At 60.5% G+C, this 16,114-nt stretch carries 25 protein-coding genes; all 25 read left to right on the top strand.

Going from position 1 to position 16,114, the window contains the following annotated elements; all coding sequences use genetic code 11:
- The 25 genes from J1G33_RS02465 to J1G33_RS02585 all read left to right on the top strand — a co-directional run bounded on the left by J1G33_RS02465 (position 1) and on the right by J1G33_RS02585 (position 16,113).
- Positions 1-612, top strand: coding sequence for a phage baseplate assembly protein V (locus J1G33_RS02465; protein ID WP_060767087.1), 612 nt, complete (start codon positions 1-3; stop codon positions 610-612).
- Positions 613-621: 9 nt separating this feature from the next.
- Positions 622-954 (top strand): phage baseplate protein, encoded by a 333-nt coding sequence (locus tag J1G33_RS02470; protein ID WP_148852484.1) that lies wholly within the window; start codon positions 622-624, stop codon positions 952-954.
- Entirely contained in the window at positions 951-1,946 is a 996-nt protein-coding gene (locus tag J1G33_RS02475; protein WP_148852483.1) for a baseplate J/gp47 family protein, read from the top strand. Before J1G33_RS02470 ends, J1G33_RS02475 begins: the two co-directional genes overlap by 4 nt.
- Positions 1,943-2,581: a phage tail protein I gene (locus J1G33_RS02480; RefSeq protein ID WP_223017645.1), complete on the top strand. Its 639-nt coding sequence runs from the start codon at positions 1,943-1,945 to the stop codon at positions 2,579-2,581. The genes J1G33_RS02475 and J1G33_RS02480 overlap by 4 nt, the downstream gene beginning before the upstream one ends.
- The gene (locus J1G33_RS02485) at positions 2,578-3,108 is read left to right on the top strand and encodes a hypothetical protein (protein ID WP_103733417.1); all 531 of its coding nucleotides are present in this window, start codon (positions 2,578-2,580) and stop codon (positions 3,106-3,108) included. The genes J1G33_RS02480 and J1G33_RS02485 overlap by 4 nt, the downstream gene beginning before the upstream one ends.
- Before the next feature lie 53 nt (positions 3,109-3,161).
- Positions 3,162-3,914: a hypothetical protein gene (locus tag J1G33_RS02490; RefSeq protein WP_005785395.1), complete on the top strand. Its 753-nt coding sequence runs from the start codon at positions 3,162-3,164 to the stop codon at positions 3,912-3,914.
- A gap of 9 nt (positions 3,915-3,923) precedes the next feature.
- Entirely contained in the window at positions 3,924-4,160 is a 237-nt protein-coding gene (locus tag J1G33_RS02495) for a tail fiber assembly protein (RefSeq protein ID WP_005785396.1), read from the top strand.
- A gap of 90 nt (positions 4,161-4,250) precedes the next feature.
- On the top strand, positions 4,251-4,424 hold the full coding sequence (locus tag J1G33_RS02500; protein ID WP_003189022.1) for a hypothetical protein: 174 nt from the start codon (positions 4,251-4,253) through the stop codon (positions 4,422-4,424).
- A gap of 2 nt (positions 4,425-4,426) precedes the next feature.
- Positions 4,427-5,593 (top strand): tail protein, encoded by a 1,167-nt coding sequence (locus J1G33_RS02505; RefSeq protein ID WP_032877508.1) that lies wholly within the window; start codon positions 4,427-4,429, stop codon positions 5,591-5,593.
- The gene (locus J1G33_RS02510) at positions 5,593-6,099 is read left to right on the top strand and encodes a phage major tail tube protein (protein ID WP_005785401.1); all 507 of its coding nucleotides are present in this window, start codon (positions 5,593-5,595) and stop codon (positions 6,097-6,099) included. The genes J1G33_RS02505 and J1G33_RS02510 overlap by 1 nt, the downstream gene beginning before the upstream one ends.
- 180 nt (positions 6,100-6,279) lie before the next feature.
- Positions 6,280-6,852: a phage tail assembly protein gene (locus J1G33_RS02515; protein WP_032877507.1), complete on the top strand. Its 573-nt coding sequence runs from the start codon at positions 6,280-6,282 to the stop codon at positions 6,850-6,852.
- 127 nt (positions 6,853-6,979) lie between these two features.
- Positions 6,980-8,536 (top strand): tail tape measure protein, encoded by a 1,557-nt coding sequence (locus J1G33_RS02520; RefSeq protein ID WP_223017646.1) that lies wholly within the window; start codon positions 6,980-6,982, stop codon positions 8,534-8,536.
- Positions 8,536-8,919: a phage tail protein gene (locus J1G33_RS02525; RefSeq protein ID WP_223017647.1), complete on the top strand. Its 384-nt coding sequence runs from the start codon at positions 8,536-8,538 to the stop codon at positions 8,917-8,919. Before J1G33_RS02520 ends, J1G33_RS02525 begins: the two co-directional genes overlap by 1 nt.
- Positions 8,912-9,124 (top strand): tail protein X, encoded by a 213-nt coding sequence (locus tag J1G33_RS02530; RefSeq protein ID WP_223017648.1) that lies wholly within the window; start codon positions 8,912-8,914, stop codon positions 9,122-9,124. Before J1G33_RS02525 ends, J1G33_RS02530 begins: the two co-directional genes overlap by 8 nt.
- Positions 9,125-9,133: 9 nt before the next feature.
- The gene (locus tag J1G33_RS02535; RefSeq protein ID WP_103733419.1) at positions 9,134-10,144 is read left to right on the top strand and encodes a contractile injection system protein, VgrG/Pvc8 family; all 1,011 of its coding nucleotides are present in this window, start codon (positions 9,134-9,136) and stop codon (positions 10,142-10,144) included.
- A 62-nt stretch (positions 10,145-10,206) separates the two neighbouring features.
- A complete protein-coding gene (locus J1G33_RS02540; protein WP_228391189.1) occupies positions 10,207-10,404 on the top strand; it encodes a hypothetical protein in 198 nt (65 codons plus the stop codon).
- Between the two features lie 92 nt (positions 10,405-10,496).
- Positions 10,497-10,988, top strand: coding sequence for a phage tail tube protein (locus J1G33_RS02545; RefSeq protein ID WP_005785416.1), 492 nt, complete (start codon positions 10,497-10,499; stop codon positions 10,986-10,988).
- A gap of 8 nt (positions 10,989-10,996) precedes the next feature.
- Positions 10,997-11,347, top strand: a complete 351-nt coding sequence (locus tag J1G33_RS02550; protein ID WP_005785418.1) for a phage tail assembly chaperone family protein, TAC — start codon at positions 10,997-10,999, stop codon at positions 11,345-11,347.
- Positions 11,348-11,376: 29 nt separating this feature from the next.
- The gene (locus J1G33_RS02555; protein ID WP_032803291.1) at positions 11,377-11,631 is read left to right on the top strand and encodes a hypothetical protein; all 255 of its coding nucleotides are present in this window, start codon (positions 11,377-11,379) and stop codon (positions 11,629-11,631) included.
- 62 nt (positions 11,632-11,693) lie between these two features.
- A complete protein-coding gene (locus tag J1G33_RS02560; protein WP_223017649.1) occupies positions 11,694-12,917 on the top strand; it encodes a phage tail tape measure C-terminal domain-containing protein in 1,224 nt (407 codons plus the stop codon).
- A 28-nt stretch (positions 12,918-12,945) separates the two neighbouring features.
- Complete coding sequence (locus J1G33_RS02565; protein WP_005785426.1) at positions 12,946-13,284, top strand: phage tail protein; 339 nt, start codon at positions 12,946-12,948, stop codon at positions 13,282-13,284.
- A 50-nt stretch (positions 13,285-13,334) separates the two neighbouring features.
- On the top strand, positions 13,335-14,018 hold the full coding sequence (locus J1G33_RS02570; RefSeq protein WP_223017650.1) for a phage minor tail protein L: 684 nt from the start codon (positions 13,335-13,337) through the stop codon (positions 14,016-14,018).
- A 2-nt stretch (positions 14,019-14,020) separates the two neighbouring features.
- The gene (locus tag J1G33_RS02575; protein WP_005785430.1) at positions 14,021-14,794 is read left to right on the top strand and encodes a Mov34/MPN/PAD-1 family protein; all 774 of its coding nucleotides are present in this window, start codon (positions 14,021-14,023) and stop codon (positions 14,792-14,794) included.
- 33 nt (positions 14,795-14,827) lie between these two features.
- Positions 14,828-15,457, top strand: a complete 630-nt coding sequence (locus J1G33_RS02580; RefSeq protein WP_005785432.1) for a tail assembly protein — start codon at positions 14,828-14,830, stop codon at positions 15,455-15,457.
- Complete coding sequence (locus J1G33_RS02585) at positions 15,454-16,113, top strand: tail assembly protein (RefSeq protein ID WP_228309406.1); 660 nt, start codon at positions 15,454-15,456, stop codon at positions 16,111-16,113. Before J1G33_RS02580 ends, J1G33_RS02585 begins: the two co-directional genes overlap by 4 nt.
- Position 16,114 lies beyond the last annotated feature (1 nt).

The following is a 16,114-nucleotide window of genomic DNA, read 5'->3' on the forward strand; positions in this document are numbered from 1 at the left end:
ATGTTCGACGCGCTGTTACGCATGCAATTGGGACCGATCGTCGAACGCCTGGCAGAGATGGAGACCCAACTCGAAGACCTTTACCGCCGCGCTGAAAGCTTCTGCCGGATTGGCATTTGCCAGCAGGTCGACGCGGCGAGCAACACTTGCAAGGTCAGCCACGGTGATTTGCTGACCCCGGCGATCCGCTTTTTCAACCCCAGCGCCGGTGCGCAAACGGAAACCCGCATTCCAACGGTGGGCGAGCAATGCCTGTTGCTTAACTACGGTGGCGGGGAGGGCGGCGTGCAGTCAGTGGCGCTGTTCGGCCTCAACAGTGATCGCTTTCCGCCAGTCTCCAGCGTTGCGACGCTGACCAGGCGTCGCCATCAAGACGGCACCCAAAGCGACTACGACGACGCCAGCCATACTTTCAACTGGGCCAACGGCCCAACCACCGTCAGCGGCTCCCGTGAACAGGTCGACATTAAAGTCGGCGCTGCCAGCCTGACCATGAATGCCCAGAGCATCACTTTGCAAATCGGCGGCACCAGCCTGTTGCTGGATGCTGGCGGAGCTCACTTCAGCGGCCCGGTAGTGGACCATCAAGGACGCGTCATCAGCCCCCGATAAGGACATCCCATGCTCGGAATCGAGAGGAACACCGGCGCAGCCGTCGATGACTGGCTGCAATTTGTGCAGCGCGCCACCCGAGCGCTGACCACCCCCGTGGGCACCCGGCAAAAGCGTCCGTTGTATGGCTCGCTGATCCCGCAGTTGCTCGGGCAAAACCTCGGCGACGACCTGCTGATTCTCGCCCAGAGCCATGCCGCCCAGGCGTTCTACAACACCCATAACGGCATCAGCGATTTTGACCCCCAGGTCATCGTCGCCACTCGCCAAGGCGCCGGCCTGCTGCTGCGGTTTGCCGGTACCTGGAAAAACCGCCAACAAACCTTCGAGGTCGTGACATGAGCATGTTGATCCCCGGCCAGAACCAACTGGCGGAACCGACCATCATCAAGGTGGATGAGTTCGAACCGTTGCTGGCCGAGTTCAAGACGTTTGTCATCGACTACGTCGCCACCCGCGCGCCGCAAAGTGCGCTCAAACTCAAGGCCAGCCTCGACAACGAAAGCGAACTGCTGACCCTGGCCCTGGAAGCTTTTTGCGTGCGTCTGCAAACCCACGAGCGCAAATACAACGCCCGTATCAAGCAGATGCTGGCGTGGTGGGCTACCGGCAGCAACCTGGATGCGCGCCTGGCCGACATGGGCCTGGAACGCCAAGTGCTCGACCCTGGCGACCCGGCGGCTTTCCCGCCCGTGCCGCCCACCCTGGAAAGCGACGACGACGCTCGCCTGCGTTACTACCTGGCGCCCCATGCTCCGGCGGCCGGCTCGCGGATGCAGTATCGCCGCGAAGTGTTCACCCTTGGCGAGCGCCCGGCGGTGAAAGTGCAAAGCGCGACGCCGGGAGTGGTGAGCGTCATCTACACCTTCGATCCGGATGGCTATGCAGCCCAGGTCAAGGACGGCAACGCCCGACGCACCGCACCGGGTGAAGTCATGGTCACTGTGCTTTCCCGCGAGGGCGACGGCACGCCGTCCGCGGACTTGCTTGACGGTGTACGTCGACATTTCGCACGGCCGGATGTAAGGCCGGAAACCGATCTTGTCAGCGTCCAAGGCGCACAGATTCAACCCTACAAAATTCGCGTGGTGGCCAAGATCAACGCCGGCCCGGATTCGGGGTTGACCCAAGTAGCGGCGCAGAAACTGCTGCAAGACTACGCAGAGTCCTGCCATCGCCTGGAGGGGCGGGTTGACCCCAGCTGGATCGACTACGCCATCCACAGTGCCGGCGCTGCGCAACTGCAGATCCTGGAACCGCTGGCGCCCATCGTCAGCACCGCGTTCCAGGCCCCGTATTGCACGGGCGTCGAGGTGGAGGTGCGCACGCTATGAGTGAATCCAAAGCGAGTTTGCTACCGGCCAACAGTTCACCGCTGGAAAAGGCGCTGGACCAGGGTTTCGGCACATTGCTCGAGCGCGTCACACCGCCGTTTCCAGCGTTGATGAACCCGCTGCAAACCCCCAGCGAATTCCTGCCTTACCTGGCCGCCGACCGCGGCGTCAGTGAATGGGATGCCGAGGCCAGCGAGGCGGAAAAGCGCCTGACCGTGGCCTTGTCCTGGCAAATCCAGCGCCAGGCCGGTACGCCCAAGGCGCTGAGTCATGCGGTGGAGTCATTGGGCTTCACTCCCAACATCAGCGCCTGGTATCAGCAGCGCCCCTTGGGTGTGCCTTACACCTTCGACGTACAGGCGATCATCGGGCGCAGTTGGTCCAGCGGCGATCACAACCGGCTGATCCGGCGTATCAATGCGGCCAAGAGTGAGCGCGATCAGGCGACGATCACCATCGTGCATGAAACCGAAGGTCAGCTTGCATTCACGCAAGTGCTCGACGCCCCTTTAAGCGACGGCGAGTTTTATCTAAACGGCGCGTTGCCGGAATTGGCGCTGGTTGCTCGGCTTAACAGTGCCGGGGTTGCCCAGCACTACACCATTAACGACTACGACCTCAGGGCGCAGCCATGACAGATGAAATCACGCGCCTGGTGCGCTTCACTTCCAAAGGTTTGGATGAAGTGCTGCAGGCAAAGAACCAGGGCCTCAAAGGCGAAATTACCCACATCGGCGCCGGCACTAGCCGCTACAACCCCGACGGCACGGAAGTGGCCTTGCGTGACGAGCGCCAACGGGTGGCCATCGTCGATTACGAAGACCTGGGCGAGCGCCAACTCAGGATGGCCGCGCTGTTTGATGGCGACGGCGAGTATGAGATTGGCGAGTTCGGTTTTTACCTCGCAAGCGGGACTTTGCTGGCGGTGTATTCCGTGGCGGGGAAGTTGCTGACGTATAAGGCGGCGGCGGCTCGGGTGCTGCAGAAGTTTACGTTGGATGTTTCGCCGTTGCCGACGGATAGCGTGACGATTGTGGTGGGTAGCGACAATTTGAATGTGCTACTGACTGATGAAATTGCGGCCTTATCAGCTGCGAGCATAGACAATATGGCACGCGGTGTAGGGGTTCTATTTCGAGTGATGGAAGTCGAAAGAAAATAGAGCGTTTTCAATTTATTTTACATGACGCTATCCAGGCGTTTAGGAGCATTCATTTGAGTACCGAACAGCAACTTGCTGCCGTTGTAAGCGCGGCAAATAACTTGACTAACGTCATTACCGGAAAAGTCGGAGAAATTGACAAGGCGATAGTCGATGCCCGCCAGGCGTACGACGCTCAATTGTCGGAGTTGAAAAATAGACTCCCAAGATTGGCGGTCACCAAGAACTTCAATTTGTCCCCGAATGCCGATGGAACACTGATTGAAAATTGGGGGATTCACGCTGAAGTGACGCCGACTAAGCTGCGAACTATCACCACTGCCTCTCAAGCGGCCGGACGCCCGCAAGCTGATGTGGATTTCTTGCTTCAGGTGCAGGCAGATGTGCGTGAGCAATATCCAAATTTTGAAATCAGGGCCAGCGACTATTGGCGCACGTTGGTACATCTGTGGCAAATGAAGTGGTCGGTGTCAGACGCTAGTCCTTGGCTCGCGTTCCCTTACACTGTCGATATGGCGCTCGCGAATGGCTCTGGTGCAGTACCGCAGAACTCCTACCTTACCGTTGGTGCCTTCGTACGTCTTTTGGAGGGTAACGTGTCTGGAGCATGGAGTAATGGCGTTGAAAAAGGCAAATGGCGCTGGTGCTCCAGTGTTATTTCTCCTACAGAGTTGTTTGGAACTTATTACCATCTGCACCCGATGCGCACCTCGTCAACTGGCGTTGTTGAGGTGATGCTCGCAGGGGCATGCACAGGCGTTGTAACCAACCCAGGTGATTGGGGAACGATGTTGGCCCTAGGCTGAGGAGAGAATATGAAACCACTATTTATACCTGCTGAACTTCATCCGATTATCAAGTGGGAAATGATTCGTAAGGCAAGGGATCAAGACTTGTCGGCGAGTGATTATGCAGCAATGCCAGACTATCCGATGCTCGACACCCATAAGCTCTTGTTCGCTGAGTATCGTCAAAAACTGCGTGATATTCCAGATCAGGGAGAAAACCCTGATGCAGTGCTCTGGCCATCCAAACCAGATTTCCTGAAATAACTGATAACCGCGAAAGCGGTTTTTTTTCGCCTCCCCAAAGCCCCTCCTCAACAGGGGCTTTTGTATTTTCCACCCGGAGATTTTTCACCCATGCCCACCCGCCAAACCTACACCGTCCTCATCCCATTCCCCATCGGCAACGGCCATTGGTCCACCGCTGGCGAGGAATTGGAACTGCTCGACGTCGAAGCATCCGCCCTGCGCACCGCTGGCCGCCTGGAACTGACCAGCGTCCTCAACTCCACCCCCAAGAAGGCTGAATAACCATGGCAGAAGTCCTGAACTTCGAGCACAACGGCATCACTGTGAATGCCACTGAATCCCCCGAGGCCATGGGTGGCCTTGGCGATAACGTGATCGGCCTGGTCGGCACTGCCCCCAACGCCCACGCATCGATCCCGAAAAACGCCCCGTTCCGTATCAACAGCTTCACCACCCAGGCGCTGCTGGACCCCACCGGCACCGAGTCGGGCACCTTGTTCCAGGCGGTGTATCAGATCCTCAAAGTGGTCAAGGTGCCGGTCTATGTGGTCATCGTCGAAGAAGGCGCCACCCCGGCCGATACGATCAACAATGTGATCGGCGGCAACGACCCGGTCACCGGTCGCAAGCTGGGCCTGGCGGCCCTGAGCAGCGTGCCTGAAGACCTGACCATCATCGGCGCTCCAGGCTTTACCGGCACCAAGGCCGTGGCCGGTGAGTTTGCCTCCTTCGGCAAGCGTATCAAGGCGCGTGTGGTACTGGATGGCAAGGACGCTTCGGTGGCCGATCAAGTGACCTACAGCGGCGAGCTGGGCGGTGCCGACCTCGGTTTCGACCGTTGCCTGCTGGTGCACAACATGCCGTCGGTGTACTCCAAGGCCGCGAAGAAAAACGTATTCCTGTCGCCATCCTCGTTGGCCATCGCCGCACTGGCCAAGGTCAAACAGTGGGAAAGCCCGGGCAACCAGGTGACCTTCGCCGAAGACGTTTCCCGCGTGGTCGAGTACAACATCCTCGATACCTCCACCGAAGGGGACCTGCTCAACCGCTACGGCGTGAGCTACTACGCCCGCACCATCCTCGGCGGTTTCTCGCTGCTGGGTAACCGCTCCATCACCGGCAAGTTCATCAGCTACGTCGGCCTGGAAGATGCTATCAGCCGCAAGCTGGTCAAGGCCGGCCAGAAAGCCATGGCCAAGAACCTCACCAAGTCCTTCATGGACCAGGAGGTCAAGCGCATCAACGACTGGCTGCAAACCCTGGTGGCCGACGAGACCATCCCTGGCGGCAGCGTATACCTGCACCCGGAATTGAACAGCGTCGAGAAGTACAAGAACGGCACCTGGTTCATCGTTATCGACTACGGCCGCTACGCGCCGAACGAACACATGGTTTATCAACTCAACGCCCGCGATGAAATCATCGAGCAGTTCCTGGAGGACGTTCTCTAATGTTTACCAACCGAGTCAGACAGGCCATTGCGGCCACCCTTCAAGGCCTGCCGTTGTCCGCAACCGTGGAAGAGTTCACCCCGCCGAAGATCGAGTTCGACATGGAGCCCATGTCCGGCGGTCGCTTTATCGCCGAGGAAATGGCCAAGAGCGGCAAGGTGCTCAATGCCAAGCTGGTGCTGCAAGGTGCCGGTCCGGAAATCATGCTGGCCCTGGGCGTGCGCATGGGCGACGACATCCTGCTGAACGTGCGTGAAGCCGGCCAGGACCAGGACGGGAAGACCTACTTCACCTACCACACCGTCGGCGGCAAGCTCAAATCCCTGGAGGAGGCGAAGCTGAAAATGGGCGACAAGGCTACCACCACGCTGGAACTGTCCTGCCGTACCTACAACCGTCTGGAAAATGGCGTTTCGGTGATCGACATCGACGTGCGCACCCAGAAGTTCGTGCTCAACGGCGTCGACATTCTGGGCGATGCGCGCCGCGCCGTGCTGATGCCGTAAGGATAACTGCAATCGAAGCGGGCACGGTCAATGTGGGAGCCGGGCTTGCCCGCGATGCAGGCGACTCGGTGCGTCTGGAGCACCGAGTTGATGCTATCGCAGGCAAGCCAGCTCCCACAGAGACCGCGCTCAGATTGGGATTCCCGTGCTTTTCAATACCGTTCTACAAGGAATTGCCCCATGGCCTGGATGCCACCGTTGCACATCCTGCTGGCTCCGATCACCGCCGACACCGGCGCGACGATCCAGCAGGTTCAGCTAAAACCGTTGTTCTACGCCGCGCAAAAAGACGCGCTGGCCCGGGCCGGTGATGACGAGGACGATCAGTTTTTCGAACTGGCGAAACTCGCCACTGGCCTGTCGGAAAAAGAGCTCGACCAGCTCAAGCGCCCTGACTACGTGAGCATTGCCCAGTACGTACACGAGATGTCGACGCGCCCGACGTCGTTCTTCCTGAATGCGGATGAAGCGACACCCCACGACCAACCCGTCCAGTTGCTATTGCCCCTGAACGCAGCCGGCCGAACCCTGACCGAACTGCCCCTGGAAATGCCTGCCCTGCGCGCCACCAAGGTGATGAAAAAACTCGCCACCAACAAAGAGCGCGCCGAGTTCATCACCGCCCATTGCACCGGCCTGATGATCCCTGACCTGGCCGGCTTGACCGTGCCCGACTGGACGGAACTGCAGGAGCGTATCGACGATTTTTTAAATCAACCGGCGGACTTCTTTCGCAGCGCGACATCGAAGTAATCCTCGATGTGGTGCCGCTGATCTACTCGGTCAATGAGGCGGAGATCCTCGACTGGGACGCCGGAAAAGCATTGCGCCGCTACGACATTGCGATCACTCGCCTTGGCGTTAAACAGGAGTAAGCGGGATGCAAGAAACTCAATTTGGGACCAGGCTCGTCCAGGAGGACAAGCGTTGGCTGCTTGGCGATGCGGACCTGGGCAATGTGCTGGCGCCGTTTTCCGCAGACCTCGCCGCGCCTGTCAGCCTTGAATCGGTACCACAGTCGGCGCCGTTATTGTTGCCGCAGCCGCAGCCGCAGCCGCAACCGCAGCCGCAACCGCAACCGCAACCGCAACTCCAACCCCAGCCGCAACCACTGCCGGAGCTGACCTCGGCGCTGATCACCGTCAGTGTGGACATCAACGCTCTGGCCCAAGAGCAAATTCGGTTGCGCGAATCGCTGGAAACGCTCACCAGCACGCTGTTCATTAGCGCCAATTCGCTGGCAACCAAGACGGCAGAGGTCCGCGCGGGAGTCGCAGAAAGCAAGCAGGACAAGCCTGCGTCTGCTAATCCGTCCTGGGGGGAAAAAAGTGTTGAACTGGCCACGGATGCCGTCAAGTTCGTCGGCAAGGAAGTGTTCACCGGTTTGTGGGATAAAGCCAAAGACCGTCTTTCAGGCAAGGCGATTGATGCGGTGGCTGCCAGGTATCCGAAGGGTGCCAAGTGGCTCAAGGACGATAACGGCAAGGGTGCTGAAAAAGGCAAGGACTGTTGCTGCACGGGAGCACTGCCTGCGCAGATTCGCGGCCCGCTTGATAGCGCTGCCGCACAGTTGCCAGAGAGTGTCGGTGAGACCGCCAGGAAAGAAGAGAAGGCACGCCCCAAAGATAATCCCAGGAGGCCGCGCGGCAAGCGTAACAAGGCCCGTCAAATAAAATCGCGCGAGGTCAAAATCCCAGAGGTCAGAAGGCGGACGGATCTCAAATCGCAGCCTACTGTCACGCCAGCCCCTGCTGCGCCGCCAGTCAATATCATGGGCCAGCCGCAGCTAGCGTTCGACAGCAAACGGGTGAGCGAGACTACACGCAGTATTTCCGGCAACTCATTGACCTCTTACGCAGCCGCTTCGGCAGACCGAGTCGCAGCACAGGGTGGGCCCAAGGGTTTGGCCCCTGGACTGTCGGGGACGCTCGCAAAGCTTGAATCGTCCGCCGTACGCCGCCTTGGCCCGCTGAAGTATGTCGACACCGCCGTGGATGTGATCCAGGGCGTACGCAATGGCGACGCCAAGGCCGTCGGTGCTGGCCTTAGCACCGCTGGCGGCGCCTGGGCGGGAGCATCCGCCGGCGCCGCGCTCGGCACTCTGGTTTTCCCTGGCATTGGCACCGCAGTCGGTGGCGCCATCGGTGGCTTGCTCGGCAGCGAAGCCGGCAGTTGGCTTGGGGACAAGTTGTTCGGTTCAGGCGATCGTCTACCTGCGCCGAACGCGCTGAGTAAAGAGCTCAACAGCGCGCGAACGGACAACGTCCAGGTCACGCTCTCACCGAGCATCCAGATCACCGGCGTTAATCCGGCGGACGCCCAGCAAGTGGTCAATCAGGTGATCCAGGCCCTGCAGTTTCAATGCGTGCCGATGGTCACCGATTCCCTGGGCATCCGGCGCAACGCGGCACTGGCCGATCCTTCAGGAGGTGATTGATGCGACAACAAATGGTGCTGGGCGACTTTATTTTTGGCTTATCCCGAGGGTTCGCCTATTCCACACTGGCCCGCAACAGCGACGGCGGCTGGAGTGATCTGGCGATCATTGCCAGCAAGCCGCAGTCGCGTCAGAGCGGCCAGAAGCTGGAAAAACTCATCTTCAGCGGCACGGCCATGTACGCCATTGGCATGCAGCGCCTGGACGAATTGCGCGCTCTGCAAAATGCGCGAGCGCCGTTGCCGCTGGTCGACGGCATCGGCCGTAACTGGGGCCAGTGGCGGATCAATGCAGTGATGGAAAACCAGAGCAACGTGATCGATGACGGCACCGCCATGGTCATGACCTGGACCCTTGAACTGGAGGAATTCGTCAATGCGTAGAGTACGAAGTATCGCCGGTGACTCGGTCAACCTGCTGCTCTACCGCGAACTGGGGCGTTGCGATGACGCGGCGGAAGAAACCCTCTGGCGCTTGAACCCTGAACTGGCTGAATACGGCCCGGTACTGCCGGCAGGCGTATGGGTGGTCGTGCCTGAGATGCAAGCCCGGCCGGTTGCTGTACGGCCCGTTCTGGCCTGGGATTAAGGAGGCTGCATGGCACAGGGATTTACCCCGATCGTAGAGTTCTACGGCGCCAACGCGGCGCTGCTCAATCAACGCCTGATGCACTGGAGCCACACCGACGCCGCGGGTATCCAGACTGACCGCCTGGAACTGACCCTTAATATAGAAGGGTTGGAGGGCTTGCCCAGCCTCAGTGGCAAGATTGGCCTGCGCGTCGGTTACCAGGAAACCGGCTTGGTGGAAAAAGGCGAGTTTGTTGTCACCCAACGCACCCCAGTGTTGTTTCCGATGCGCCTGATGATCGTGGCGACCGCCGCGCCCTTCAGCGAGGCGGATAAAAGCGGCTATCGCCAGCGCCGCTCCGCCAGCCATGGGCCGACTACCTTGGGGGCATTGTTTCGCCAAGTGGTCAGCCGCCATGGTTTTTCACCGCGAGTGGCACCGACACTGGACGGCATTGCAATTGCGCACATCGACCAGTCCAACGAAAGCGACATGGCCTTCATCACCCGCCTGGCCAAGCGTTACAACGCGGTCACCAAGCCGTTTAACGAGCTTTACGTGCTGGCCGAAGCGGGGCAGGCCAAGTCCCTTACCGGCCAGTTGCTGCCCGAAGTGAAGCTGTCTGTGACACACGACAACCGCCCGGGAGACCAGGCCTTTATCACCGCCAAGCTCGACGAAAAATCGCGCTCCAAGTACATGGGCAGCCGCGTCAGCTGGTGGGATTCCGGGGCTGGCAAGCAGCGCATGGTCCAGGTCGGGATTGCCCCGTTCAAGACCGTGCGCCAGCGCTGCCAGAACGAAGCCGAAGCCCGCGCCGTGGCCGAAGGCGAACTGCGCCGGGTGGGCCGTGAAGGTTTGAAGCTGCAGATCGATTGCCCCGGTAACCCTTTGCTCGCTGCCGAAGGCTTGCTGGTGCTGGATGAAACCTGGCCTTCGTATATGCAGGGGCGCTGGTCGATTACTCAAGTGACCCACGTTGGCGACCCGGCGACGGGATATCGCAGCTCGATCATGGCCAGTGGACTGGCGTCTTGATCGTCACTACTGCGCGCCGTTGAAGCTCCCCATTACCGACCTGAAGCGATACAGGAACCAAGATGCCTATGAACGACGAAGAATTGGCCGCGATCAACCGCTTGATCGCCGCCCTGCAAACCCAGACCGATGGCCAGGTGGCGCTCAACGCGGCCATTCGACTGTTGGCCCAGAGCAACCAGGCGTTGGTCGACCTGATCAAGAGCCGAGAGCCGGACCCGAATGCGCCGCCTTATCTGGATGGCAAACCGGCCCCCTGATCCCGTCTCGACCTGCCTTGCACGCAGCAACACAGCCGTTGCACCCCACAGCCCGCCTTCGCGGGTTTTTTATTGTTCATGGAGAACATTCGATGTCGATTCTTACCCAAGGTACCCAGATTTTTGCCCTCGTCCCGCCGGTCTCCGGCACCGGGCCCTACACCGTGCTGGAAGTCGAGCACGCCACTTCGTTCGAACCGGGCGGTGCCCCGGCCGAGCAGATTGAAGACACCAGCCTCAATGCCGAAGAGCGCAGCTACAAGAAAGGTTTGCGTACCCCTGGCACGGCGAGCCTGGGCCTGAACGCCGACCCGACCAACGCCAGCCATATCCGCCTGCACCAGCTCTCCGAGGCCAAGGGCGATACCGGCGTGAAGTGGGCGGTGGGCTGGTCCGACGGCAAGGACGTGCTGCCAACCGTCAACGCCAAGGGCGATGGCTTTGAGCTGCCGGCAACCCGCACCTGGTTCACATTCGACGGCTACGTCTCGGACTTCCCGTTCAACTTCGCACTGAACGCAGTCGTGACCACCACCGTCACCATCCAACGCACCGGCGCCAGCGCCTGGATCAAGAAAGTCTGAGAGACGCCATGAACCTCAAACAACTGAAAGCCAAGGGCGGCATCGTCGATGCCCAGCCGGTGAAGAAAGACATCAGCTGGACGCACCTGGACAGCAAAACCGGCAAGCAAGTGACTGACACATTCACGGTGCACATCCGTCGCCAGTCGTTCGGTGTGATCGAACGTCTGTTCAGCCAGGGCGAGTCGGCACAGAGCCGCAACGCCAGCTACCTCGCGGCCTCAGTGTCGTTGGGGGCCGAGGGTGATGAAGCCCTGAGTTACGACGATGCGTTCGGTCTTGAGCCGTCATTGGGGTTTGTGATCCTCAATGCAGTCAATGAGGTCAATGGCACCCAGGGTGGTGGCGCAAAGAGCTGACGGCCGCCGATGAGTTCTGGCACGAACTGGTGCTGAACGGAGTGGGCGGCCGCACGATCGCCGAAGCCAAGGAACGCATGACCTACCACGAAGCCCTGGCCTGGGGACGCTATATCGACCGATATGGCTCCCTGCACGCCGGTAGGCGGCTGGAGGCGGGCAGCGCGTTGGTGGCGCTGCAGACCCACCGGCTGGGCGGCGGCACGGCCGAGATGATTGACTTCATGCCCCACGAGCTGCGCCGGGGTGTGTCGCTTGAACGTGCGATGAACGAGTGGCGTTAAGGACGACGCCACTTTCCTTGAAACCCGTTTCGACGGGTTTTATCCATGACCCGGAGAAACCTATGGCAACTGCTTCCCAGGGTAATCTGACGCTCAACCTCGGCAGCCTGGAGCAGGCCCTGGCGAAGGCGTCGCGGATTACCGAAAACAGCATGCGCGAGATGCAGCAGAAGATCGAGGACGCCAGTAAAAAGGTCAGCGCCTCTGCCGCAGCTGCGCTACAGGTCACGTCCGGCCAGTTCAAGGGCTTTCGAAGGGCCTATGACCCGGCCACGGATGCGGCGGAAAAATTTATCCAGAAAAATGCGCAACTGGTGCAAGTGCTCAAGCAGAGCCAGGGTGCGCAGAATGATTTTGTTGGCGCGCTGGATGCGCAGTCCAGTTACACCGAGCGGGCGGGGCTGAAGTTTCCAGTGGGTGGGCCGTACGCAGAGGCTGTACCGACGCCTTCGGGTGACGACGCGACGATGGCATTTCTGGACGACGCAAAGACCCGGCAGGTAAAGAGCAACTTCGCCGAAATGACGCAGTTGCTTGATGACTGGCGCCAGGGGGCGAGCAGCGCATTCGAAGAGTATTCGACCAAGGCAGGCACGGCGGCCGAGCAGTCGAAGGCAGTGTTTAGCAGTGCTTTCGAAAAGATGGACCAGGCGGTGCTGACGTTCGCAACCACGGGCAAATTCAATTTTTCGGATTTCGCCACGTCAGTGCTCAAGGACATGGCCACGATGGCGGCGAAGACCGCGGCATCCAGTGCGCTGAGTTCGTTGTTCGGGCTGGCCAGTTCGGCAGTGGGCGCCTGGTTGGGCAGCAGCACGCCCACTCCGACAACCACCAGTGTCGGTGCTAACAGCTACACCTTTAACCCCCAGCTCAACACGGCGGGTATTCATTACAACGCGAAAGGGAGCGCCTGGAACTACGGTGTTCAAGCCTTCGCCAACGGCGGCACCTTCACCAATTCCGTCGCCTCAGGCCCAACCCTGGCCCCCATGGCCCTGTTCGGCGAAGCCGGCCCCGAAGCCATCATGCCTCTGAGTCGTGGCTCCGACGGCTCCCTCGGTGTGCGCGCACTGGGCGGCGGTCAGTCAGGCAGCACCAGCAGCAACCAGGTGGTGATCCAGCAAACCATCAACGTTGCCGACGGCCAGGGCTCAGGCACCGACACCAACGCCCAGAACGTTGCCCGCGCCTACGCCGGCTCTGCCCGTCAGGGCGCCGCCGAGCAGATCGCCCGCGACCTCAAGCCGGGCGGGCAAATCTGGTCGGCCATCAATGGCCGCTGATCATCAACGGCTTACGCCTGGAGAAAACATGAGCACAGAAACTTTCACATGGGTGCCCAAGGTGGAGCCCGTCGGCAGCGTCGAGTTTCGTCTTAAGACGGCCAAATTCGGCGATGGCTACCAGCAAACGGCAGCGGACGGGATCAACAACAAGACCCAGTCCTGGCCACTGACGTTCGTGGGTGATGAAGCGCGCATCAAAGCGATCGTTGCTTTCCTTGATCGCCATGCCGGCGCCAAGGCGTTCAACTGGACCGCACCACTGGCAGCGCCTGCGTTGTATCGCTGCAAGGGTTACCAGCCAACGCCCATGGGCGCCGGGCTCTACTCCCTGACGGCAACGTTCGAGCAAGCCTTCCACCCCTAGCGCGCCTCCACCCCGCCGTAGTGCGGGGTTTTCTTTGCCCGGAGAATCATATGTCCATCACTGCAGATATCCAGACCCTGGAGCCCGGGGCCTGGGTGGAGCTTTTCGAGCTCGATGCCACCCCCCTGGGTGCCGAGTTGTACCGATTTCACGGTTACCCTAAGGAGTCATCGATCTTCTGGCAGGGCCACGAATATTCACCCTGGCCGATCCAGGCCGAGGGCTTCGAGATGTCGGGGCAGGGCACCCAACCGACGCCGACACTGGCCGTAGGCAACGTCGGCGGTTTCATCACGGCGCTGGTGCTGTATTTCGAAGACCTGGTAGGCGCGCGCCTGATCCGCCATCGGACTTTGGCCAAGTACCTCGACGGCCAGCCCGAAGCTGACCCGGAAGAGGAACTGCCGCCAGACATCTGGTACGTCGAGCGCAAGGTTGCCGAAAGCAGTGAGACGGTGAAGTTCGAACTGGCCAGCGCGCTGGACTTCAACGGCGTGCAACTGCCCCGTCGACAGATCGTTGCCAACGTATGTTGGTGGCTCAGCTGCGGCGGTTATCGCGGCCCCTATTGCGGCTACAACGGCGGCCCGGTGGCGGATGCCAATGACGTGATTGTCACCGACGCGGCCAAGGATAAATGCGGTGGGCGGCTGACCAGCTGCAAGCTGCGTTTCGGCGAGAACAACCCACTTCCCTACGGCTCATTCCCGGCAGCCGGACTATTGCGGAGCTGAGCATGAACAAGACCAATCTGGCGGCGATTGCCCGGCACGCCGTGGCCGCGTATCCCCATGAGTGCTGCGGCCTGCTGATTCGTGAAGGGCGCAAGCGTGTGTATGTGCCGTGTCGAAATACGGCGAGCACACCCAGCGAACACTTTCGCCTGGCACCCGAGGACTACGCTGGCGCCGAAGAGCGGGGCGAGATTCTCGCGGTGGTGCACAGCCATCCGGATTGTCCGGCGACACCCAGTGAAGCAGACCGCGTGGCGTGCGAAGCCTCCGGGTTGCCCTGGCACATTGTTGAGGTACGCACCGACGACGACGGACAGGTGCGTACCGGTGAATGGGCCAGTTGCACGCCAAACGGCTACCAGGCGCCCCTGATCGGTCGTGCCTTCGCCCACGGCGTGCATGACTGCCTGAGCATCATCCTCGACTACTACCGCCGCGAGCTGGGCATCGAGCTTGGCGACTATCAGCGTGAAGACGGTTGGTGGGACAAGGGCGGCAACCTCTACCTGGACAACCTGCCGGCCGCCGGTTTCGTGCAGGTCAGCCAACTGCAACAGGGCGATATCGTGCTGATGCAGATCCGGTCGCCAGTGCCCAACCATGCCGCGATCTACCTGGCCGACGGCGTGCTGCAAAGCGAACCCGAGCATTACCCGGCCCCAGGTTCCATCCTGCACCACCTGTATGGTCGCGACAGCAAGCGCGATACCTACGGCGGCTATTGGGGCGAGGTGACGGTCAGCTATTGGCGACATGGCCTGCGGGCCAAACACTAACCACATCGGCGGATCATTCGCCTGGAGGATGCCATGCATCATGAAAAAGTCAGGACGGTGCGCCTCTACGGCAGCCTGGGCGCGAGCTTCGGGCGTGTGCATCGGCTGGCGGTGAGCAATGCTTCGGAAGCGATCCATGCGCTGTGCATTCTGGTGCCGGGGTTCGAGCGTTTCTTGATGGAGTCCAAGGACCGGGGCGTGACGTATTCGATTTTCCTGGGCCGCGACAACATTGGCCAGGATCGCCTCAAGGCACCTCCAGGCGCTGCGGATATCCGTATCGCACCGGTGCTGATGGGCAGCAAGCGCGCAGGGTCGATGCAAACCATTATTGGTGTGGCGCTGATTGTGGCTGCGTCGTACTTCTCTGGCGGTCTGGCCTCGGGCAGTTCCTCTGCCTTGATCGGCGCTTCATCCACCACCGGTTGGACCTTCGCCGCGAGCATGGGGATTTCCATGGCCATGGGTGGCGTCGCGCAGTTGATGTCACCCATGGCCAAAGGCCTGGGAACCATGGACCGTCCGGAAAACCGTGCGAGTTACAGCTTCAATGGGCCGGTCAATACAAGCATTCAAGGCAGCCCGGTGGGCCTGCTTTATGGTCAGTTGACGGTAGGCAGCGCGGTAATCAGCGCAGGCATTTATGCACAGGACCAACTATGAGGAAGATTGCGGTGACTCCCGATTCCCCAACGTGCGTGCCAGCCATACAACAAGCCGCCACTGAAAAGGTGCGCACGGTTCGCTTGTACGGCGTGCTGGGTGCGCGCTTTGGCAGAGTGCATCGATTGGCGGTCAGTAGCGTTTCAGAAGCCATCCGGGCCCTGAGCATTCTCCTGCCTGGCTTTGAACGTTTCCTGATGGAATCCAAAGACAACGGGCTGACCTATTCGGTGTTCATGGGCAAGCAAAACATTCCCCAGGAGCGCCTCGGTGCCCCTGTCGGCAATGACGACATCCGCCTGGCGCCAGTGCTGATCGGCAGCAAGCGCGCAGGCGCCCTGCAGACCATTGTCGGTGCGGTGCTGATCGTCGTTGGCGCAATTATCACGGGCGGCACCTTTGGTGCCGGCGCACCGTTTGGTTCGAGCCTGATCATGATGGGCGCCTCCATGGTAATGGGCGGGGTAATGCAAATGTTGTCACCCGTGCCCAAGGGCCTGGCGGCGCAAGATGGCCCCAACAACCGCGCCAGCTACAGCTTCAACGGACCGGTCAACACCAGCGCCCAGGGCAACCCGGTAGGCCTGCTTTACGGCCAACTGATCGTCGGCAGCTCGGTGATCAGCGCCGGGATCTACACCCAGGATCAACTCTAAC

It is taken from the genome of Pseudomonas sp. P867 (genome assembly GCF_019891455.1).
Classification (GTDB): Bacteria; Pseudomonadota; Gammaproteobacteria; order Pseudomonadales; family Pseudomonadaceae; genus Aquipseudomonas; species Aquipseudomonas synxantha_A.